Origin of the sequence: Serratia nematodiphila DZ0503SBS1 (genome assembly GCF_000738675.1) — a bacterium.
In the GTDB taxonomy this organism is placed as follows: domain Bacteria; phylum Pseudomonadota; class Gammaproteobacteria; order Enterobacterales; family Enterobacteriaceae; genus Serratia; species Serratia nematodiphila.
This window is the reverse complement of record NZ_JPUX01000001.1, coordinates 1186769-1209151: the sequence shown is the minus strand read 5'-3', so window position 1 is coordinate 1209151 and position 22383 is coordinate 1186769. Positions and strand designations below refer to the sequence as shown.

18 protein-coding genes are annotated in these 22383 nt (G+C 61.6%); 11 read left to right on the top strand and 7 right to left on the bottom strand.

All coding sequences use genetic code 11. The features are described from left to right. Positions 1-11: 11 nt before the first annotated feature. From JL05_RS05470 to JL05_RS05450, 5 genes are all read left to right on the top strand, one after another. A complete protein-coding gene (locus JL05_RS05470; protein ID WP_021505171.1) occupies positions 12-758 on the top strand; it encodes a fimbrial biogenesis chaperone in 747 nt (248 codons plus the stop codon). 11 nt (positions 759-769) lie between these two features. Beyond that, positions 770-1381, top strand: a complete 612-nt coding sequence (locus JL05_RS05465) for a fimbrial protein (protein ID WP_033631879.1) — start codon at positions 770-772, stop codon at positions 1379-1381. Positions 1382-1395: 14 nt separating this feature from the next. Continuing rightward, positions 1396-2400, top strand: coding sequence for a fimbrial protein (locus tag JL05_RS05460; protein ID WP_033631878.1), 1005 nt, complete (start codon positions 1396-1398; stop codon positions 2398-2400). Positions 2401-2418: 18 nt separating this feature from the next. Beyond that, positions 2419-2958 carry a fimbrial protein gene (locus JL05_RS05455; RefSeq protein ID WP_033631876.1) on the top strand — a complete coding sequence of 180 codons (540 nt, stop codon included), beginning with the start codon at positions 2419-2421 and terminating at the stop codon, positions 2956-2958. A gap of 109 nt (positions 2959-3067) precedes the next feature. Next, positions 3068-3691: a LuxR C-terminal-related transcriptional regulator gene (locus JL05_RS05450; RefSeq protein ID WP_033631875.1), complete on the top strand. Its 624-nt coding sequence runs from the start codon at positions 3068-3070 to the stop codon at positions 3689-3691. Positions 3692-3704: 13 nt separating this feature from the next. Here JL05_RS05450 and JL05_RS05445 read toward each other — a convergent pair whose 3' ends face one another. From JL05_RS05445 to JL05_RS05425, 5 genes are all read right to left on the bottom strand, one after another. Further along, positions 3705-4796, bottom strand: a complete 1092-nt coding sequence (locus JL05_RS05445; protein WP_134954135.1) for a fimbrial protein — start codon at positions 4794-4796, stop codon at positions 3705-3707. Positions 4797-4869: 73 nt separating this feature from the next. After that, positions 4870-7416, bottom strand: coding sequence for a fimbria/pilus outer membrane usher protein (locus tag JL05_RS05440; RefSeq protein WP_033631873.1), 2547 nt, complete (start codon positions 7414-7416; stop codon positions 4870-4872). Positions 7417-7473: 57 nt separating this feature from the next. Continuing rightward, positions 7474-8178: a fimbrial biogenesis chaperone gene (locus JL05_RS05435; RefSeq protein WP_033631872.1), complete on the bottom strand. Its 705-nt coding sequence runs from the start codon at positions 8176-8178 to the stop codon at positions 7474-7476. Between the two features lie 54 nt (positions 8179-8232). After that, a complete protein-coding gene (locus tag JL05_RS05430) occupies positions 8233-8778 on the bottom strand; it encodes a fimbrial protein (protein WP_033631871.1) in 546 nt (181 codons plus the stop codon). 118 nt (positions 8779-8896) lie between these two features. Next, the gene (locus JL05_RS05425) at positions 8897-9283 is read right to left on the bottom strand and encodes a winged helix-turn-helix domain-containing protein (RefSeq protein ID WP_050501227.1); all 387 of its coding nucleotides are present in this window, start codon (positions 9281-9283) and stop codon (positions 8897-8899) included. 1062 nt (positions 9284-10345) lie between these two features. Here JL05_RS05425 and pdxR point away from each other — a divergent pair. Beyond that, positions 10346-11839 (top strand): MocR-like pyridoxine biosynthesis transcription factor PdxR, encoded by a 1494-nt coding sequence (pdxR, locus tag JL05_RS05420; protein WP_033631870.1) that lies wholly within the window; start codon positions 10346-10348, stop codon positions 11837-11839. Here pdxR and JL05_RS05415 read toward each other — a convergent pair. After that, positions 11836-12753: a DMT family transporter gene (locus JL05_RS05415; RefSeq protein ID WP_033631869.1), complete on the bottom strand. Its 918-nt coding sequence runs from the start codon at positions 12751-12753 to the stop codon at positions 11836-11838. The two genes, pdxR and JL05_RS05415, sit on opposite strands and share 4 nt — an antisense overlap. A 294-nt stretch (positions 12754-13047) precedes the next feature. Between JL05_RS05415 and JL05_RS05410 the strand changes: the two genes are divergently transcribed. Genes JL05_RS05410 through JL05_RS05400 form a run of 3 tightly spaced genes read left to right on the top strand, consistent with a single transcriptional unit; the run spans position 13048 to position 19420 of the window. Further along, complete coding sequence (locus JL05_RS05410; protein WP_033631868.1) at positions 13048-14289, top strand: SrfA family protein; 1242 nt, start codon at positions 13048-13050, stop codon at positions 14287-14289. Beyond that, positions 14289-17234, top strand: a complete 2946-nt coding sequence (locus JL05_RS05405; protein ID WP_033633561.1) for a virulence factor SrfB — start codon at positions 14289-14291, stop codon at positions 17232-17234. Before JL05_RS05410 ends, JL05_RS05405 begins: the two co-directional genes overlap by 1 nt. Next, positions 17231-19420, top strand: coding sequence for a virulence factor SrfC family protein (locus JL05_RS05400; protein ID WP_033631866.1), 2190 nt, complete (start codon positions 17231-17233; stop codon positions 19418-19420). Before JL05_RS05405 ends, JL05_RS05400 begins: the two co-directional genes overlap by 4 nt. 33 nt (positions 19421-19453) lie before the next feature. Here JL05_RS05400 and JL05_RS05395 read toward each other — a convergent pair whose 3' ends face one another. Then, positions 19454-20353 (bottom strand): LysR substrate-binding domain-containing protein, encoded by a 900-nt coding sequence (locus tag JL05_RS05395; protein ID WP_004930950.1) that lies wholly within the window; start codon positions 20351-20353, stop codon positions 19454-19456. Positions 20354-20495: 142 nt separating this feature from the next. On the opposite strand from JL05_RS05395, the gene JL05_RS05390 reads away from it, so the two are divergent. Further along, a complete protein-coding gene (locus tag JL05_RS05390; RefSeq protein ID WP_033631865.1) occupies positions 20496-21506 on the top strand; it encodes an aldo/keto reductase in 1011 nt (336 codons plus the stop codon). Positions 21507-21561: 55 nt separating this feature from the next. Then, positions 21562-22359 (top strand): SDR family NAD(P)-dependent oxidoreductase, encoded by a 798-nt coding sequence (locus JL05_RS05385; RefSeq protein WP_033633560.1) that lies wholly within the window; start codon positions 21562-21564, stop codon positions 22357-22359. The last annotated feature ends 24 nt before the right edge of the window (positions 22360-22383 follow it).

The following is a 22383-nucleotide window of genomic DNA, read 5'->3' as shown; positions in this document are numbered from 1 at the left end:
GAAATAATGACATGAACAAACACCCGATAACGCTACTGACCGCCGCCGGCCTGGCCCTGAGCGCCGTACTGCCCACCGCCGACGCGGCGATATCGCTGGATCGCACGCGCGCCGTCTATGTGAGCGACGCCAAATCGATCAGCCTGAATATCGTCAACGAAAACAAAGAGCTGCCTTTCCTGGCGCAGTCCTGGCTGGAGAACGAGCAGCATCAGAAAATCACCTCGCCGCTGGTGGTGCTGCCGCCGTTGCAGCGCGTGGAGCCGAGCGAGCGCAGCGTGGTGCGCATCACCAAGACGCCGGAAGCGGATCGCCTGCCGCAGGATCGCGAGTCGGTGTTCTACTTCAACCTGCGCGAGATCCCGCCGAAAAGCACCAAAACCAACGTGATGCAGCTGGCGCTGCAGACGCAGATCAAGCTGTTTTACCGGCCGAAGGCGATTGTCGCGCCCAAGGGTGAAGTGTGGCAGGAAAAGCTGGTGTTCCGTAAAAGCGGCGGCGCCATCACCGTCGACAACCCGACGCCGTTTTACATCACCCTGACCGGCATGACGCGGCAGACGCAAAAACAGGGCGGCGGCGCGATCGGCGGTTTTCAGCCGCTGATGCTGAAGCCGAAATCCAGCGAAAGCCTCAAGCTGCACGACACCGGCATGAACAGCTTCGTCATCACCTACATCAACGACTACGGCGGCCATCCGGAGCTTCGCTTCGTCTGCAATGGCGGCGTTTGCACCGCCGTGCCCGAGAAAAAATAAGGAGGTCCAGCATGGCTGAATTCACCGATCGACTGCGCCCTCTGCTGCTCGGCGCACTGCTGTGCGGCGGCGGCGCGCTGGCGGCAACGCCGCTGGGCGTGATCGAAGGCACCACCGGCACCGTCAGCTTTCACGGCGGTCTGCTCAGCTCTCCCTGCAGCCTGACGCCGGACAGCCGGGATCAGTCCGTCGATCTGGGCGACGTCAGCGCACGCGACTTCCGCAACGCCGGCGATCGCAGCGCGCCGGTGCGTTTTCGTCTCTCGTTCCGCAATTGCCTGCTGGGCGCGCGCGCGCTGGCGGATAACCCGGCCGGCCCGCGCAACGGCGATGCCGGCCGCCTCTACCTGCAGGGTGAGCAGGCCGCCACGCTGGTGTTTCTCGGCGAAAGCGACGTCGACAACCCGTCGCTGCTGAAGCTGAACGGCGGCGTACAGGGCATCGGCCTGCGGCTGCAAGACCAGCAGGGCCAGGCGCTGGAGCTGAATCAGCGCGGCCGCCCCTACGTTCTGCAGCCCGGCAGCAACACCCTGTGGTTCAGCGCCAGCGTGGAATCCACCCAGCGGGCGGTGATGGCAGCCGGGTTCGCCGCCGTGGCGCACATTCAGGTGATTTACCTGTGAGGCTCGAGAACGCAATGAAAACTCAACTGACCAAACTCTGCCTGCCGCTGGCGATCGCGCTGGCGGCCCCCGCCGCCTGGGCCAACGGCTATGTCACGCCGGACGGCGGGCCGAAACAGTTCTATATCGATCTGAATGAAAGCAACATCACCAACCAGGTGGGGTTCACCAAACTGTTTCCCTATGATCTGGGCGGCACCTATACCGGCAAGGTGTATTGCGATACCCCTATCCCCACCAGCCCGCACTTTTACAAGTCGGATTCGGCGTTGCCTCCCTCCGACTACGGCAACGGCTATTTAAAACTGAATGACTTTTTGGATTTAAAAGCCGAGGTGTGGATTGCCGGCAACAAGAACGCCTACGTCACCGTGCCTTTTTACAACGAATCGAATCTGCTGAGCCAACACCGCTGCCAGCCGCCGTACTTGCAGGTCAACAACTACGGCAGCGGCTCCAAAGGCAAGATCACCTTCCGGGTGCGCAAGAAAATCATTAACGGCGTTGAGATTAACGATCGGCAGATCATCGAGATGTACGGCCGCCTCGGCTCGACCGACGGCGGTTTCGGCCCCAACCCGATGGCGCAGGTGTTTATCCAGTCCGCAATCCTCTACGTGCCCGATAAATGCGTGGTGAACGAAGGCCAGTTGATCAACGTGGAGTTCGGCGAGATCGGCGGCAGCGATCTCAACGGCTCGAACTACCCGCAAAGCATTCCGGTGCGCTTCCAGTGCGAGGGCGGCAGCTTCGAGGACGGCACGCTGAATATCAAGCTGGCGGTGTCGGGCACGGCGGCCTCCTTCAGCAACGAGGTATTCAAAACCGACAAGAACGATCTCGGCATCCGGCTGACGCATAAAGGCCAGTTGGTTATCCCGAATGAGTTTTACCCGGTGCCGAACATCGGCAACGGCGGCTCCTGGAACCTGGTGGCGGCGCCGTTCGCCAACGGCGGCGCAGAGATCGGCGAAGGGGAATTCAATGCATCGGCCACCATCGTGGCGGCATTCCAGTAACCGAGGGAGGAACGGAAAATGCGTCTACGCGCTTTAGCGCTGCTGAGCTGCGCGCCCTGCTGGTTTGCCGCCATGCCGGCGGCGGCGAACACCGAGCTTATCGGCGCGCCGGTGCAGTTCCACGGCACCGTGGTGAGCCGCCCGTGCAATATCGAACCGCAGTCCGCCGATCAGCTGGTGGAGATGGGCACGGTGATCGTCAAAACCCTGTACCGCTACGGCCACACCACGCCGGTGCCATTCAGCATCAAGCTGACCGACTGCAAGACCACGGTGTTCAAATCCGTCAGCGTGACCTTCAGCGGCGCCGAAGACGGAGAGCTGCCGGGCAAGCTGGCGATCAACAACGGCGCGAACGGCGCCGCCATCGCCCTGTTCGATCATCAGGGTGCGGGCATCTCTCTGAATAAGGCCACCAGCGCCGTCGCGTTACAAAACGGCCCCAACAACCTGAACTTCACCGCCTACGTACAAGGGCGGCCGAGCGCGATTCAGAACCAAAGCATTACCGAAGGCGAATTCACGTCCGTCGCCAATTTTGTGCTGGCGTACCAATAAGCCCCGCACCGCCCCAGGGAAATCAGGAAAACGCCCGGCGCGCTATCGCCGGCAATGGGCCGTCACCGTTCGCTCCGGCGCGGTGCCGCGGCCTTTTAAGGAGCCACCCATGCCAGATATTCGCTTCACGCTGTTCGACAGCGATAACTTCTACCAGCAGGGGCTGCGTCTGCTGCTGCAGGATTATCTGCACTCCCTGAACGAATGCCAGCGCCTGTACCCGCAGTTCTCGCCGCTGGCGCTGCAGGCGTTGGATAACATCGAAATCGTGTTCCGCACGCCGGAAGAGCGCTGGGGCTGCGCCTGCTGTTACCAGAGCCCCTACGGCATCCCGCGCCAGCGGCAGCTGACTCTGCTGATCCTCGACGACACGACCCAGCAACAGGTGAAAAACCTGCCGTCGCTGTTCAGCATCCATCGGCGCGATTCGGCCTACGCCATCCGCCTCAAGTTGCAGATGGCGCTGGAGAAATTTATCCAGCATCCGTGGATGGCGCTGCACGCCGCCGGCATGTGGAAATGCCAGGCCTGCCGCATCGCCGCGCTCAGCCACTGCGAAAAAAAGGTGTTGGGGTTGATGAGCAGCGGCATGTCCGCCTGCAGCATCGCCGGCCTGCTGCAGCGCAGCCAGAAAACCATCAGCGCCCATAAGCGCTCGGCGATGCGCAAGCTGAACGTGCGTAAAAACAGCGAGTTGAATAAAGTGCTGCTGAATCAGCGCGGGCTGAGTTGACCAGCCCGCCCACTCAATAATAATTGATGTTAAAGGTCACTGTTGCGTCGGCAGCACCCGGCGTGACGGTAGGCTCGGTTTGGATATAGCGGGCCTGCAACGGAATGCTGAAAGACGTGGGCGTGGCAGGGGAAAGCGGCACGGTGATTGCCCGCGAGAACTGTACGCTCTGAGGTAAAGAGGCTCCATATCCCAACTGAATGCCTACGCCGCCGGCGCTGCCGCTGCCTTCTTTCACGCCCATGACGCCATTGATGTCATCGATCACCGACGTGTTGGGCGTCAACGAAAGCGTCAGACTGTTGCCGGTCGCGCCGCTAATGCTGCCAGTACCGTCATCCGAATACTGGGCCTCGGCCGTGCCGTAAAACCTCGGGCAATCCAGCAGGCGGATCGAGGCGTCTTTCCATTCGGTTACGCTGCCTTTTCCGGTGAAATGTCGCCCCATGTCATATTTCCCCATGGCGACGAAAACATCGGGCGTGGTGCAGGTTTTCGCTTCCACGTTGATAGCGCCGGTAAAGCACAGCCGCATCGCCGTAAAGGGGGCTGCGGTCGGTCCCACCCGCGTCATCAGGCAGGGCAGAGCGGCGCCGGTGACGGTACCGGGTTGCACGTCGCCAGTCTTGATTAAGCGGATACGATACTTGAACAAGTTATTCGCCCAGCCATTATCCTCTTTCACTAACGTACCGTTGGAAATATACGGCAGCGTGAAAGTATCCAACGAGTGATTATCGATAAATACGCCCACCCCCGGCAAGCCGGTTTCATACACTTTGCCGAATTTCGCCGAGCTCCACCCCGATAACGGGTACGGAGGCGTTTCATAATCCATCACCAGCGAGACGAACGTCTGCGGCGTATCGCATTTAACCCATACTGTGCCGAATGAGGGATTAAAGTTTTGCGTATAGATCACTGAGCCAACCGGCACATCTGCGCCAATACTGATATTACCGGTCACCAAAGGCGCATTGACCGTCAGATCGTTCTTGATACTCGACTTATCGCTGTAATAACAGTCGGCCCACGCCGATTGAGCCAGCAACAGCGCCAACAAGGCGATGCCGCGCCAAATAACCTGGCGGTTTTTTTGTGTCATCTCATTCTCTCCCGCGCGTTGAAACGCGCCGCTGCAGCCGTGCCCGGCGGCGTTCTCAAGCCAAAAATAGATCTCATCGTTCTGCGCCAACGCCGCTGCGACACGGCGCGCTAAAGCGCTGCAACACCGGCCGACCGCCTTTCTGCTGCGGCATCAGCACATAATTCAAGTCGCACTGCGCATTGCGATCCGCCCCCCAGCGCACCCGCAAACCGCCTCTGTCCTGAGCGACGCGCGCATAAACCAGCCCGCCCTGCCCCACGGCGCCAACCACGGCGCCGCTTTCGTCGAGCACTTCGGCGCCGAAAGGCGCCGGCACGCCCGCAGACCCGGTGTCGATCAATACCGGCATGCCTTTACGGGCGTTATATTTCACTTTCACCAACGCGCCAGAATAAGGCGCGACCTTGCGCGTCGTCTCTTCCAGCTCGACGTCGGACGCTGCGCCTTTGGGATCCAGGCTAATTTCATTCAGCTGGTAGGGGGTTAAATAAGGCACCAACGCATAACCGCGCGCATCGACAGCGACGCCCGGGTAGGTGGAAACTCCGGCGCCTTCGGCGCCTTTCGCTTCCACCAGAGCGAACGTTTCCGAACCGTAAGAACTGAACGATACGCCGCCGGCATGCCCCACTACGGTGCCGCTGAGCCCGGCGGAGCCGCTGCGATAGCCTTTGCCCGCGCTGTAAGCGCCGCTGAGCAGCGCCCTCTGGCTGCGATACTGAGCGTTCAACGAGCCGCTGCCGCCATTGCGGTTGGCGTTCATCGCACTCAGGCCATAGCTGAACTGATTGGCAGCGCCGAGATTGCCGGAAATCATCGCCTGCTGGCTCCTCGCCCCGTTGCTGTCATGCGCCAGGCCCAGGCGCAGCTGCGGCGCGCCCGCCTTGTCGCGCCGCCCCAATGGCAGGCTGATATTCAGCAAAAAGCTATTTTGCGCCTTGCCGTTACTCGTCTTGCTGCGCGCCGCGCTCAGGCCATAGGCGACCGACCGATAGCCGTTGCTGTAGCCCAACTGATACTGCTTATCACGCCCGTACCCGTTCCAATAATCCTGCAGCGAGCCGCTGACATAAAGTTGCCCCCATCCCGACGCCAGCCCTTGGGCAACAGAGAAGGTCAGACGATTCTTGGCACGCGGAACGGCGTTATCCCCCTCACCCGGAGCCATGCGCTCACGCGTCTGCATGGCGGTCATGAAATCCATATAGCCTGAGGTGGAAAACCGATAGGCGGCCAGCGAAAGACTGCTGTTGGTTTCGTTGACGGTTTTGCTGTAGCTGAGCCGATAGCTCTGCCCGCTTTGCCGTCGCTCGCGGCTCAGGCGGCTGTCGCTTTGGGTCACGTCGATCCCCACCGCACCCAACGACGTGCCGACGGCCGTCCCTAATTGTACGGCCCGATAATCGGCCGCGGCCTGCAGGCCACCGTAGGCAGTGAGCGCATTGGATAAACCACGCTGGTAGGTCGCCTGATACAGCCAGGGCTTTTCCCGCAGGCTGTCACTGTCGGCCTTGCCAAGCACCGCTTCATAACGATCGGCCCCCGGTCGCAGCAGCTGAGTGACCGCCGCATAGGGCACGGTGAAGACACTCTGCGCGCCATCGGCTTCGCGCACCGTAACCTCCAGATCGCCGCCGTAGCCGGTGGGATACAGATCGTCGATCAGGAATGCCCCCGGCGTTACCGTGGTTTGATAAATGATCTGCCCACCTTGCCGCACGGTCACCTGGGCGTTGCTTCTGGCGATGCCGCGGATTTCCGGCGCATAGCCGCGCTGCGATTCCGGCAGCATGCGCTCATCGCTGGCCAGCTGCACGCCGTTAAACGCCAGCGTATCGAACAGTTGACCGGTGGTGTTCGCCTGGCCGATCACACCTCTGCCCTTCAGCAGCGGAATATCGCGCTGCAGGAAGGTGTTGATGCTGTCGTATTGCGAAGTGCCGTTTTGCATCCAGCTATACGTGCCGTTATGCCGCAGATACCAAGCGCCCAGGTTGGCGCCGCCGGACAAACCGGCGTAAAAAGATTGGTAGTCCACGCCGCGCGACGAGCTGGTATAGCCGTTCAGGTTGTAATTCAGAAACAGAGCCGCGACGCCGCTGTCCCACTGTGCCGGATCAACGCTGCCGCGCGCGGTTTTACGCATATAAATCTGCGGTATCACAATATCCAGCCGCTGCTCGCCGCTATCAAAGTTCATCTGCGCGTCGGGGATTTGCCGCGGCAGATCGAAGCATGCCTCTCCCTGCGCCAGTGGCGCCAGCGCCGCTTTCGGCAACGCGGCCTCGTTAAACGCGATCGCCTTGACGATGTCCGACGTCAGGCAGGGATACAGGCTGCCATCGGCGCGCGTTTTGAATTCAATTTCTCTATTGGTTGTGGCTTCTTCATTGATATACAGCGCCACCCGATGTTTTCCGATCAACCCCGCCGCCCCGCGTGCAAAGCGTGACAAATCGACATGCTCGCGATTACCCATATTCAGAAATGACGGATCGAATTCGACGTTTTCGGCCCAGGCTGAGCCGCTTAATGCGCCGAGCACGCACAGCGCCGCCGGCGTTAAACGCCACGCGCCATGGCGGCCCGCGCGCGCAAAGCTAAAATATCCGCTCATGTTATTTTCCCCGTCACGCCCGGCCGATATTCGCCCCATTAATGACTTCGCTCGCGCTTACTTAACCAAAGCAATGAATTTATTGACGGCGCCGTAGTCATTGACGAATTCGACGCTTAACGATTTTCCCGCTGCAGCGCTGACGCCTTTAAATTCCAACGCGGATCGCGGCGCGATCATTTGCCCCTCAGTTTCCTTGCCGTTGGCAGCAAGGCTGACCAGCGACACAAAATACGGCGTCGGGTTAGTCGCCTTGACGCCGCCCGGCGTCACGGACCAGCTCAACTGCTTTGCCGCCTCATTGGCGTCACCGCTCAGTCCATCCGGACGGAAAAACAACTTGATGCGCGAACGGAAGGCCATTTGCAGCAGGCTTTCATCGCCTTTAAGCTGCTTTTTGGCCGGGATCTCCAGCACGTTAAGCCAGTAAACGCTCTCTTTATCCGCCGGCAACGGTGCACCGGTGTAACTCAGACGCAATGTCTGCCCCTTGCCTGCATCAATGCGGTTAATCGGCGGCGTCAAAATAAAAGGCACATTGATATTTTCTGGTTTTTTATTCGGATCGCCGTCATCAATCCAGCTTTGAATTAATACCGGCGATTTGCCCACATTATTTAATCTCACCGTAGTTTCTTTATCTGACGAAGAGTAAATAACCCGCGTACCGTTAATCACTACGCTGGCGGAAGCCATCATGGGAAAAGAGGCAAGCACGGCCAAAAAAAACGCGCACGAAAAAAAGCGAGCTTTATTGCTCATAATCATCACTCCAGTAATTTTGATAAATACAGGGGGGAGCCCCCTGTAAAATGGTTATTTGTACTGCAGGGAATACACCACATTACTCACTACCGAACCGGCGCTTGCTGCGCCCATGGCATAATATTCAACCGTATACGGTAACGTGGCCATACCGGTAGAAGCGATAGTGTGATAGGTAGCATTCGTTATTTGACTTGGGCTGCCGGCCACGATCGGATTGAATGATCCCGAACCTTCACGCAATTGCAGCGCGACATTCTTCGCCGAGCCGGTGAGGTTATGCAGACGCCCGCTGGAGTCCACCCCTGGGCCGGCCTCAAAGTAAGCGGCCACCGTTTTCAGGGAGCCCTGGCAGTTATTCAGTTTCAGCTCAAACGCCGTGCGGCCGGCGGTCCAACTCATCACGCTCAGTTGATCCTGAGTGACGACAGGCAGCGTGATGTTGCCATCGGCTGCCTGCCCGTTGACTCTCACATCGCAAGTCATCGCGGAAACGGCGCCGCTAAAGTTAATCGTCCCGTTGCTGGCCGCTTGCGCCTGGCCGACCAAGCCAGACAGGCCGAGTAAGGTAAACACTATTGCGGAGGACTTTTTCATATAGACTCCTGATTATTTTATCAATAACGCATTCTATTACCTTTTATTTCCATGAATAACGCCAAGCAGGAACGATAATATTGATATGCGCGCTTTTATTTTACGCTTTTAAATACAATCACTCGTAGAATAAAGGCGTAACGACTGGGTTATTAAGGGTATACCCCGCCCCCTTCACATTAACGATGAAGTCATGCGGCAAACCTATCACATCGAGCCTTAATCTGAGCTCTTTAATGGTTTGCCAGAGTTTTTGGCTGGATGACGAGTAACTGTTGTCATCCCACACCTGTTGCAATATTTCCGCTTTGGTGAATTTCCGACCGTCGCCATGGTGTTGTAATAAAAAAACCAGTAAGCTCACCATGGCATCATTTAATGTCACCGCGCTAAAGTGCACCCATTTTTCCGGCGCCAGAGAATTGATTCTCACCAATCGCTTGTTGGCGATGTCCAGTTGAATGTCGTGATCTATAATAAAACCGAAGAGATGGCGTTCCATCATTAAGATTCCCTGAAAGAATAAAAAAATAAAACTGCATCATTTAAATTCATAATGTCTTTATGTCATTATAAATTCAGAAAAGTCTTGGGCAATCCCTTAAAATTGATCAGTTGCCATTCAATATTACGAGAACCATGAGAAGTTAGTCTCAAGAAGCGCCTGACAACCGATATATTCCACTGCCGTCATCTTCACACAGTGCAATAAATCATGATTATCATTAGATTTTAATCATGAGTCTTAAATCCCGCATTTCAAAAAAAATCAGATATAAATTCCAAAAACACGAAAAGCATAGCCTGCTATTTATATCTTCATCGTACCTCCCACCAAAACACTGCCTCAGACTGTTTTCCTTCCGTCCTTAAAAAGGCAACCCTCTCATCATGGAATTAATATTTATGATAGAAAAAGCCATTCAGATAACGCAGAGACATGATACACAAACCCCGAAGAAAAAAGTTTTATATATTGAAATTATCTTTAAATTTAAAATAAAAAACTACAAAAAAACATAAAATAGGTTTTTGTAAATTTAAATTAGAAAGAAAATAGAACAAACAGAATATAAGACTAATGGGATTAGTTGATTTTAATAAAAAATATATCCGAGATACCAAATCGCCGATTTTAGCTTGGGGAAATTTCGCGAAACGCGTGTACAGCCGCAGAGTTGCGCAACCTTAGGCATTCCACTACGCAGTGTAACAATGCATGCTACCTTCACCATTAGCCCCACACGCCATCAATCAATTCACAACAGATATAGCATGCCTCTGATTGACGCCTGAAAGCCATCACCAAACATTTTGGTGATGAGGTTTATTTCAAATTCGCCGATAAGCAACATTGCATTATGTAACCCCGTTATAGAAGCCTGGTAATAGCGCTAAAATAATGAAGCGCATACAATACCGGGTAAAATGTTCTCGCGGCCATCCCCCAAACACGACAACGCGGATTCGCGCTCCTTTTTTCAATCTGGTACGGCGCATTAGCGAACACAGTAAGAGTGGTTTACGCTGAATACTCATTTTCGCACTGCAAAGCGAGCCGGAATCCATGCCCAGAACAGCCAAAGTCGTTGACGTCCCAGCCCTCGGCGAGATTGACCGCCAGGCGGGGCAGCTAAGCCACCAACTGGCGCAGGCCCTGCGCCGGGCCATCCACAAAGGCGATCTGAAAGCGGGCGATCTGCTGCCTTCGACGCGCCGGCTGTCGGCGGCGCTGGATCTGGCGCGCGGCACGGTATTGGAAGCCTTTGCTCAGCTGACGGCGGAAGGCTTTCTCGAACCGCAGCCCGGCTCCGGCACCCGGGTCGCCCACTATCAGGCGCCGCGCCGCACGCCGCACGCCACGGCGCAGGCGAGTTCAGCGGTAGCGGTTCCGCTTTCTTCACAGGCGCAGCATCTGGCGCGCTTTGCCACGCAGGCGCGGGCGCTGCCGCCGGTGCCGTTCACTGTGTCAGTGCCAATCGGCGATACCGCGCCCGACGATATCTGGCGGCGGCTCGGCAACCGCATCCGCGCCCGCGGCCCCGGCGCGCCGTCGGGCTACGGCGATCCGCTGGGCGCGCTGCCGCTGCGCGAAGCCATCTGCGACTATGTGCGCCGTTCCCGCTCGGTAAACTGCACGCCGCAGCAAATCCTCATCACCTCCGGCACCCAACAGGGACTGTATTTGGCCGCGCAGATCCTGTTGGACGCCGGCGACAGCGCCTGGGTCGAAGATCCTGCCTACGCCGGCATTACCGCCATTTTCGATAGCCTGTTCCGCGATCGGCGCATGATTAGGGTGCCCGTCGCCGACGACGGCATCGACGTCGCCGCCGGTGTGCGCCTGGCCGCCGACGCCCGCGCCGCCTTTGTCACGCCGTCGCATCAGTATCCGCTGGGCATGCCGATGAGCATGGCGAAAAGAAGCGCCCTGCTGGCCTGGGCCAGAGAGCGGCAGGCTTGGATCGTGGAAGACGATTACGACAGCGAGATGCGCTACGCCGGCCACCCGTTCCCTTCGCTGCAGGGGCTGGCGCCCGAGCGGACGCTCTATCTCGGCACCTTCAGCAAGGTGTTGTTCCCGTCGCTGCGGCTGGGTTACGCCATCGTGCCGCCGCCGCTGGTCGACGCCTTTTGCGGCGCCAGGATCCTGATGGATCGCCATCCACCCAGCGCGGATCAACACGTGCTGGCCGCCTTTATCACCGAAGGGTATCTCGACCGGCATATCCGCAAAATGCGCGGCGTCTACGCCGAGAAGCGTCGGGTGCTGATCGCGGCGATCAACACGCATATTCCCGCTGAACTGGCGGTAGTGCAGCCCTGCGATCAGGGCATGCACATGGTGCTGTGGCTGAGAAAAGATCTCGACGACGTGCGGATCGCCCTGCAGGCCAACGAAGCCGGGTTGGCGCTGCGGGCGGTGTCGCCGATGTATGCGCCCGGCCACGGTGAGCCGGGCCTGGTGCTGGGGTTGGGCGGTTACGCCGACCGCCAGGTGCAACAGGCGGTGGAACGGCTCGGACAGGTGATCCTGGCTTGCGCCGGCAGCGGCGCCTAGCGGGAAAAGCGCTTGGCGCCGAACACGCAAACCACCACGCCGGCCATCACGGCGATCATCATCGGCTGGACGGTCTCATGCAGCAGCCAGCCCGCCAGCGCCAGGCCGAAGAACGGCTGCAGCAGCTGCAGCTGCCCGACGGCGGCGATGCCGCCCTGCGCCAGGCCGCGATACCAGAAAATAAACCCAATCCACATGCTGAACACCGAGACGTAAACCAGCGACAGCCAGGCAGCGCCGCTGACCACGGGCCAGGCGGCCGGTGCCACCAGCCAGGTGGCCGCCAGCGTCAACGGCAACGCCACCACCAGCGCCCAGGAGATCGCCTGCCAGCCGCCGATCCGGCGCGACAGCACCGCCCCTTCGGCATAGCCCAGGCCGCACAGCAACACCGCCCCGACCATCAGCGCATCCCCTTGCCAGGCGCCGCCGCTCCCCTGGCTCAACGCGAAAGCGCCCACCAGCACGGCGCCGACGCCTGAAAAAGCCCAAAAAGCGGGCTTGGGCCGCTCTCCGCCGCGCAAAACGCCAAAACCGGCGGTCGCCAGCGGCAGCAGGCCGATATACACCAGCGAATGCGCCGACGTGGTGTGCTGCAGCGCCAGCGCCGTCAGCAGCGGAAAACCGATGACTACGCCAAGCGCCACAAACAGCAGCGGCGGCAAATCCGCCCGCGTCGGCCGCGCCTGCCGGGTGATCAGCAGCGCGCACAGGGCCAGCAAAGCGGCGATCGCCGCCCTGACCGCCGTCAGAAACAGCGGATCGAGCTCCAGCACCGCCACCCGGGTGGCGGGCAACGAGCCGCTGAAGATCATCATGCCAAGAAAACCGTTCATCCAGCCCTGGGCCGAATGCCCGGCGGCGGGATGTGCAGGGGTAACAACGAGAGTTTTTGCAGACTGACTGTCCGTCATGTGAACGCTCCGCACGCCTGAGGCATACCGAAATCGGCAACCCGCGAGGCGATGTCATAGTGAAAGAGAACATCGTTGCCCGGCGTCGCTTGCCGGGGCTGCGTTCTATTTTTCAGATAAAACGGTTCACAGACAGGTCCAGATAGCGAGATTTTCACTGTGCCGGTTAGCAAAGCGCGCCGCTAACGCCAAAGAAGGGCGTTTTTCGGGCTGTCCTTGGCCGTTTGGCGGCCCTGCCTGCGGGGTATCATGGACTTTTATGCGTTTTTGCAGAACAGGACAAGGTGCGGCGCCGTGGTGAAACCCTTCTTACGCAGTGGCAGTTTGGATGATGTGCTGGCTTTAGGCGAGAACGGGCAACCGGTCTACGCCTGCGCGCAGCAGCTGCGGGAAACCCTGCGCCTTCGCCGGCAGCAGCAGGCCGCCGACTGTCTGGCGATCCCCCAGCCGAACGAAAGCGGCACCCGCATCGACTGGTATGCGCCCTTTCCCGGCAAAGTCACCTCCTGGCTGGCGGCGAGCGATGCCCAGCGCGCGCAGGCGGTACGGCACCTGGAACACAGCCTGACGACCTTCCGCAGCCTGACGGAACAGGCCCTGGCGACCGATCACCCCAGCCATCGCCTGTTCGGCGCGCTGCTGGCCAAAGCGATGCACATACCCGACCCCAACCACGTTTACCTGGTGGACGATCGACCGGTGCTGACCTTCTGGGGCTTTATCAAGCCGCAGGCGCAGAGCCCGAACGATCCGTTGGCCTGCCTGCGCCCGATCGACGCAGAGATGAAAGTCGAAGTGGAAAAACCGGCGCCGATCGCTGCCGCTCCGCGCAAACCGGTCGTTGTCGAACCGGTAAAACCAGCCCCGGCCGCCGAGCCCGAACCGGCGCCCGCCCCGGCGGCGTTCGTCGAATCCCCTGCCGCTCGCCGGCGCCACGCTCTCTGGCTGTTGCCCGTTCTGTTGCTTGGCAGTGCGGCGCTGGCCGCCTGGCTGCACCGCTCACCGCCGCCGCAACCGGCGATGCCGGCTGAGGTACGGCATCCGGCGCCGCCGAAAAAAACCGCCGCGCCGTTGCCCAAGCTGCGCTTGCCGCTGGCGCACGCGACGCTGATGCCGCCGCCCCCGGCGCCGGCCATCCCGCAACCGCTGGACAAAAATGCGCTGGTGCTGCCGCCCGAGGCGGTGAAGGCCGGTTCCACCCGTTTCCTTAACGGCAAATGGCGCGCCACGGTAGCGCTGAAAGACCCGATTACCGGCAAGCGCCCCGGCCTGCAATACCGTCTGAACGGCGGCAAGGGCAGCGCTGTCATCGCCTACGGCGACGGCGTCAGCTGCCGGGTGGCGGTTGAAGCCGGGCTGATGCAGTCCGGCAATCTGGTGATCAACAGCCGCACCAAGGCGCGCTGCAGCGACGGCAGCCGCTACCAGATCCCGGAGATCGTCTGCCGCCAGGGCGAAACCGGCGCGGCAGAGTGCACCGGCCGCTACGATGCGGACACCACCTATCCCATGACGTTCAAGCGCGAGAGTAAATGATGCTGGCACCCCTTACGGACTACAAACACGGCATTACGCTGATCCAGGACAGCGGCATTCAGTTTCTGGACTTTGCCTTGACCCCGCGGCTGGACGCCGAGTTTCCCGGCAAATTCGTGCGCAAGACCGCCAGCGGCCCGCTGCTGCGCCTGCAATGGGAGGCCGAGAGCGGCAAATACCAGTTGCCGGCCGTGGGCGACCAGGCCGCCGAAGTGGTGCGGCCGGAGTTCAGCTACCCGCTGCAGCAGTCGCTGCGCCTGCTGGATAAGCTCTGGCTGCCGCTGCCCTTCTTGCGCCACACCCCGGCGGGCCTGTTTTTGTCGGGCCCGGACAACTGGGCGCGCCTGCAGGTGGTGCAGCTGGATGAACCGGATCAGGACGGCAACCTGCTGCGCGTGGTGCTGGCCTTCGACACTCGCGCCGCCGCGCCCGGCCAGGAGGCGCTGGCGCCGGGCGAAAGCGATCTCGGCGCCGATCTGAGCTTCGCGCTGGCGCACCGCAACCACGAGCTGGGCGAATTTCTCGATCTGACCTGGGTGGACGGCTGGCTGCGCGAGGCGTTCAGCCAGCGCGCCGCCGAGCGGGAGCAGCGCGCCGAAGTGGAGATCAACGCCGGGCTGAAAACCTTCGAGTATCAGGCGCACTACCTCAACCTGTTGCACATGCTCGGCCACCAGCTGGCGGTGCCGCAGATAAAAATGGTGGCGGCGACGCTGCAGCAACCGGCGATCGACGTCGATCTGGTGCTGGACGTCGGCAACTCGCACACCTGCGGCGTGCTGGTCGAAGACCACCCGGAAGAGAGCAACGGCCTGAAGCAAACCTACGAGCTGCAGCTGCGTTCGCTGTCTGAACCGCACCGCGTCTACAACGAGCTGTTCGAGAGCCGGGTGGAGTTTTCTCAGGCCAGCTTCGGCAAGCCGCATCTGTCGTTCCAGAGCGGGCGCGACGACGCCTTCCAGTGGCCGTCCATCACCCGCGTCGGCCGCGAAGCCGCGCAGCTGGCGCAGCGGCGAACGGGCCATGAAGGCACCACCGGCATTTCCAGCCCGCGCCGCTACCTGTGGGACGAGGAGCGCTATGCGCCCGGCTGGCGCTTCAACGAGCGGCACGAGCCGATGGCCGCCGCCGCGCCGTTGACCACCCTGATCAACGACGAAGGCGTGCCGCTGTCCGCCCTGCCGACGGCGCAACGGCTGCCGGTGTTCGCCGCCCATTACAGCCGCAGCGCGGTGATGACATTGATGCTGAGCGAGCTGCTGGCGCAGGCGCTGATGCAGATCAACAGCATCGCCCAGCGCAGCCGCATGCCGAACGCCGCCGCGCCGCGCCGTTTGCGCACCATCATTCTGACGCTGCCTTCGGCGATGCCGAAACCGGAGCGCGAGATTTTCCGCCGCCGCATGCAGGAGGCGATCGGGCTGGTGTGGAAGGCCCTCGGCTGGCACCCGCAGGATGCGCCGTTCGACGGCGCGCACGCCCGCTTCCCGGCGCCGCAGGTACAGATGGAGTGGGACGAGGCCACCTGCGGTCAGATGGTCTATCTGTACAACGAAACCCAGGTGAACTTCGCCGGCCGCACCGACGCCTTTTTCGCCGCCATGGCCCGGCCCGACCGGCCGTTGGCGCCGGGTGAGCAGGCGGGAAAAACGCTGCGTATCGCCTCCATCGACATCGGCGGGGGCACCACGGATCTGGCGATCACGCACTATTCGCTCGACGACGGCGTGGGCAACAACATCAAAATCAACCCGCGCCTGCTGTTCCGCGAGGGCTTTAAAGTCGCCGGCGACGATATCCTGCTGGACGCCATCCAGCAGTTTATCCTGCCCGCCGTGCAGCAGGCATTCGAAACCGCCGGCGTGAGCGCCGCCCCGGCGCTGATGGACAGGCTGTTCGGCAACGAAGGGCGCATGGACGGGCTTTCCACCCTGCGTCAGCAGGCCGCGCTGCAGATCTTCATGCCCGCCGGACGCGCGCTGCTCGGCGCCTATGAAGAATACGACCCGCTGGACAACCGGGCGGAAATCGCCGCCAGCCTGGGCGATCTGCTGCCGCAGCCGCCGACGCCGCAGGTGCTGGCGTTTATCAACGGCGAAGTGCAGCGCGAAGCCGACAGCAACGCCTTCGATATCCTGCACACCCCGCTGGTGATCCGCCTGGCCGATCTGCACGCCGCCTTCTTGTCCGATCGCATCGGCATCGGCCGCTGCCTGCGCCTGCTGGCCGAGGTGGTGGCGCTGTATACCTGCGACGTGCTGCTATTGACCGGCCGCCCGGCGCGTTTCCCCGGCGTGCAGGCGCTGCTGCGCCATCTGCAGCCGCTGCCCGCCAGCCGCATTCTGCCGCTTGAGGGCTACCACACCCGCAGCTGGTACCCGTTCAACAAACGCGGCCGCATCGACAACCCAAAATCCACCGCCGCCGTGGGCGCCATGCTGTGCCTGCTGGCGATCGACCTGCGGCTGGAGAGCTTTTACTTCAACGTCGGGGATTTCCAACCCTACTCCACCATTCGTTATCTGGGCATGCTGGACGGTAACAACATGCTGGCGGACGATAACGTCTATTACCGCGACATCGATCTGGATCGCGCCGATTTCGCGCTCGATCCCGCCGGCAGCTTCCAGCTGCGCGGTCCGCTGCGCCTGGGGTTCCGCCAGTTGGACAACGAACGCTGGCCGGCCTCGCCGCTCTATACGCTGACCATCAATGACGCCCAACTGGCGCGCAAACTGGCCGGCGATGCGGTGATCAGCCTGCGGCTGGCCATCACCGCCAGCGCCGAACAGGGCGCCGAGAGCGTCAAGATCGCGCAGGCGCTGCTGGCCGACGGCAGCCCCGTCCCGGCGCACCACCTGCAACTGAAACTCAATACCCTGGCTGCCAGCGCCTCCGGTGCGACCCACTACTGGATAGACAGCGGGAGCATTTACCCACGATGAACACACAAACCTTCGCCCCAGCGGCCCCGAATAACGCGCTCAGCGCCGGCATATTGCAGGCGATCGACTGGGTGGACGCCGCACGCCGGCAGTCCGCCCGTTTGGAACAGGAGGCGGATCGCCTGACGCTGCGCCTGCGCCGTTGCCATAACCGCGCCGCACGGTTGGAAAACGCATGCCCTGCGCAGGTCGCCATCGGTTTGTATGGCCACAACGCCGCCGCCAAGGCCCATCTGCTGGCGGCGCTGGCGCCCGGCGCGAAACGCTTCAACGCGGACCTTTCGCTTGCGGTGCGCTACTGCACGGCGGCCGAGGCGGGGCCCGCCGAGTATCCGATCGCCCTCGCCCTGCTCAATGAAGCGCAGTGGCTGGCCATCACGCTCGATGCCGCCGCGATGGGCGGCTTCCGGCTGGACTGGGACGCCCGCGCGATCGCCGGCCATCTGCAAACGTTGGCGCGCCACCGCCAAGCCATCGCCCCCGACGGCCTCAGCGACGGCGATGTGCTGGCGCTGTGGGATAGCCAACGCCGCCACGGCGACAAGGGGCAACAGACGCTGGACAGGCATTTCTGGCCGCAGGCCGTGGCGCTGGCGCCGCAGCTGAGCATCGACGATCGCGCGCGCCTGTTTGCGCCGCTGTGGGGAGAGGAACCGACGCTGACGACGCATTATCGCCAGCTGGCGCACGCGCTGCATGCCCTCGGTGACAGCCGGCAGGTTCACGCTCCGCGCCGCGCCTTGACGCTGCTGACTGCGAGCGCCGCACCGGAAGACACGGCAATCGTCGTGATGGCCGAACACGGCGGTGAACGGGAGATCGCGCTGAGCGATCTGGTCTGGTTGACCGCCGAAGTCACCACCGTTCTGCCGCAAACCGCGCAGGCGGGCCTGCCCGCCGACGTGGCGCTGATCGACCTGCCCGGCAGCTGCGCCCGCCCGCAGGCGGAACCGACGCAGCGGCTGCAACAGGCGAAACGCGCCCATTTGCTGGCCCGCTGCGCGGACGGCCTGCACGCCAACCTGCTGCTGGTGGCCGATGCCGCCGCCACGCCGCAGGACGCCGCGCGCATCGGCCAGGCGCTCGCCGGTTGGGTAGACCACACCCAGGGGGAAACCCCGGCGCTGCGCCAGCGCCACAAACCCGGTTTAATCTGGGCGATCACGCCGTTCGACCCACGCCAGGAAGGCAAACCGCGCCCTGACGACGCCGTTCAGCGCCAGGTCGGCGAACCCGGTGACAGCTGGGCCACACTGCTGGCGCTGGATGAGCAGGATTGCCGCCGCATGGTGAACTACCTGGCCGCACAGGCGCGCCCGGCCCACAAGCAAGCGCGCCTGCTCGAGCTGCGCGAAGAGTTGCAGCGCGAGCTGACGGAAAGCCTGCTCGGCAACTGGCTCACCGCCGCCGATCCATACGCGACTCAGCAACGCGCCCAACAGCTGCTGCGCGCGCTGCAGGCGCAGGCCGGCCGCCACGGCGAACTGCTGGAACGATTGTTGCCCCAGCGCGATACGCTGCGCCAGCTTTACCAGCAACAGCAGCACGCCGCGCCGACCCCGGCGACGCCTGCGCCGTTCGGGCTCGACATCGATCTGTTCGGCGCACCGGAAACCCCGGCGCCCGGCGAGCCCCCCACGTCACCCTTTGCCGCGCGGATATTCGCGGATTGGATCAACCATCTGCGCAGCCTGCCGGACAGCCGCCGGTTGCTGGATCTGCTCGGCGTCGACAAACCGCATCTCGAACTGCTGGTTGATGCGTTGATCGGCGCCGCCTGCCGCCAGCGGCTCGATGATGAGCTGGAGCGCGCGCTGTGCGCCGGCGGCCTGCCGGAACAGGGGGAAGATCGGCAGATCAGCCAGGCGCTGGCGCTGTTGGGCGACTTCGTCGCCTGGCTCGGCTTCCAGCGGCGCGATGCGGCAACGCGCCCCGAGAGCCGCGTCAATCCCGGCCAACCGATCTTTACCCCACCGCCGCAGCCGGCGGTGGACTGGAGCGGCCAGCAGCGGCTCACCCGGCTGGCGCCGACGCCAACCAAAAATACCGCATTTTATATCTATGACTGGCTGATCGGCCTGCAGACCCTGCTGGCGGAAAATGCCGCGCAGGCGCAGCCCGCGCTGGCAGACGAGCAACGCGCCGCACTGGCGGCGATCGTCGCCGCCCTGCGCGCTGTGTCATAGCGGACGCCATCCGGGCCGGACACCGCCGCGCAGTCAGTGGCAGGCCGGCCCGGCCGACATCACTTCGCGGAAATGGGTGACCAGCGGGCGCAGGTTGGCCTTGTGCCACACGGCCCACAGCTGCGTGGTGTATTGCATCCAGGGCAGTTCGCGCAGCACTACGCCTTGCGGCGCGTTATGCCGCAGGCTGTGCTGGATCAACGTCATCCCCAACCCGGCGGCGACCAGCCCCAGCGCGGTCAGCGGCTCGCCCGCCTCCAGCCGGATATCCGGATCGAACCCGGCCTTCACGCAGGCCGCCACGAAGTCGTCGCGCGAATGGGCATCCTCCTTGTGCAGCACCGAAATCCAGGCCTGATCGGTGAGATCCGCCGGCAGCAGCGTCTCCCGCTCCGCCAGCGGATGGGCCTGCGGCAAGGCCAACAGCATGCGATCGTCCAGCACCTGCGTATATTCAAAATCCGGATCCGCGCGATCCGGCACCGTATTGACCAGCGCCACGTCCAGGCTGCGCTGCCGCAGCCCTTCCAGCTGTATGAAAGAAGGCTGGCTGTAAAGCACGATGTGCACATCCGGCCGGGAAACCCGCAGCGACCGCAATGCGTTCGACAATACGCCGGAGTGCATCGCATTTTCGATATAGCCAATGCACAGCCCGCCGTCTTCCCCGCGCCCCAGACGGCGCCCAAGCGACTCGAGCCGGGTGGCGTGCGTCAACAGCGCGCGGGTTTCTGCCAGAAACGTCTGGCCGTCGGCGGTCAGGCGGATGCGCTGCTGATTGCGCTCGAACAGCATCAAACCCAGACGTTCCTCAAGTTGGGAAATCTGCCGGCTCAGCGGTGACTGGGAAATGTGCAGCCGTTCGGCGGCGCGGCCGACGTGCTCTTCTTCCGCCACCGCCACAAAGTATTTCAACTGACGTAAATCGATCATGTGAGACCTCAAAGGACTTAACTTAGACAAATTATGTCCTATCAAGTCACAACTTGCCAAGTTATCTTTAGCCTCGTGACGGGGCAGACGCTGTATGAGCCCCACTAGTTTCCCTGAAAAGATAACGTATTGAGGATTCACCATGAGCATCAAAAATATTTTACCCGGCAAGATCGGTTTGGGCGGCGCGCCGCTCGGCAATATGTTCCGCGCCATTCCAGAAGAAGAAGCGCTGGCTACCGTAACCAGCGCCTGGGACTTGGGCATCCGCTACTTCGACACCGCACCGCTTTACGGTTCCGGCCTGTCGGAAATTCGCATGGGCGAAGCGCTCTCTCAGTACCCACGCGATGAGTTCGTGCTGAGCACCAAAGTGGGCCGCATCATGCTGGACGAAATGGAAGATCCCGCCGCCCGCGATCTGGGTGAGAAAGGCGGCCTGTTCGAACACGGTTTGAAAAACAAGATCCTGAACGACTACTCGGAAGACGGCACGCTTCGCTCCATTGAACACAGCCTGAAGCGTCTTAAAACCGACCGTCTGGATATCGTCTGGATCCACGACGTCGCTCAGGATTTCTACGGCGACAGCTGGCTGGAACAGTTCAATATCGCCCGTACCGGCGCCTTCCGCGCACTGTCCCGCCTGCGTGACGAAGGCGTGATCAAAGCCTGGGGCCTCGGGGTCAACCGCGTCGAGCCTTGCGAACTGACGCTGGCGCTTGATGAGCCGAAACCGGATGCCTTCCTGCTGGCCGGCCGCTACAGCCTGCTGGATCACGAACGCGCCCTGCAACGCCTGATGCCGGAAGCGCTGGAACAGAATGTCGATATCGTCGTCGGCGGCCCATACAGCTCCGGCGTACTGGCCGGCGGCGAACATTTCGAATATCAGAAAGCGTCCCCGGCTATTCGCCAGCAAGTCGCGAAAATCAAAGAGATCGCCGCTCGCTTCCAGGTAGACGTCAAAGCCGCTGCGCTGCAGTTTGCGCTGGCTAACCCGGCCGTCGCCGCCGTGATCCCCGGTTCGAGCCGTCCTGGCCGCATGGCCGAAGATCTGGCTGCGCTGGATGCAGCGATCCCGGCTGAGTTCTGGGCGGAGATGCGCCGCCAGAAACTGGTGGCCGACAACGCGCCGCTGCCGATTCGTTAAGTTTTATGGGGCCGGCCCCCGGCCCCATTACCCACATTACAGAGTGATATACATGATGAAACTGGATCTTTCAGGCAAAGTCGCCGTCGTCAGCGGCTCCACCTCCGGCATCGGTCTCGGCATCGCGCGCGGGCTTGCCAAAACGGGCGCCACGGTGGTGATCGTCGGCCGTCAGAAAGTCGGGGTCGATAACGCCATCGCCGATATCAGCGCCAACGTGCCCGGCGCGCAGGTACGCGGCGTGGTCGCCGATCTCGGCACCGAACAAGGGGCTGCAACCCTGTTCGCCGCGGAACCGAAAGCCGACGTGCTGGTCAACAACCTCGGTATTTTCAACGATAAAGACTTCTTTACCGTGCCCGACAGCGAGTGGATGCACTTCTATAACGTCAACGTCCTCTCGGGCGTGCGTCTGGCTCGCCACTACGCGCAGAGCATGACCGAACAGGGCTGGGGACGCATTATTTTCGTGTCGTCCGAATCCGGCGTCGCCATCCCGGCGGATATGATCAACTACGGCGTGACCAAAAGCGCCAACCTGGCGGTATCTCACGGCCTGGCGAAACGCCTCGCCGGCACCGGCGTGACGGTCAACGCCATCCTGCCAGGGCCAACCTTTACCGAAGGCCTGCAGGAGATGCTGGCGGAAGCGGCGGCCAAATCCGGGCGCAGCGCGCGCGATCAGGCCGACGAGTTCGTTAAAACCGAACGCCCAAGCTCCATCATTCAACGCGCGGCGGACGTCGATGAAGTGGCCAACTTGGCCGTTTACCTTGCGTCCCCGCTGTCTTCGGCCACTACCGGCGCGGCGCTGCGCGTCGACGGCGGCGTCGTCGACACCCTGGCAATGTAATTCCGTACCCTAAACCGATATCAA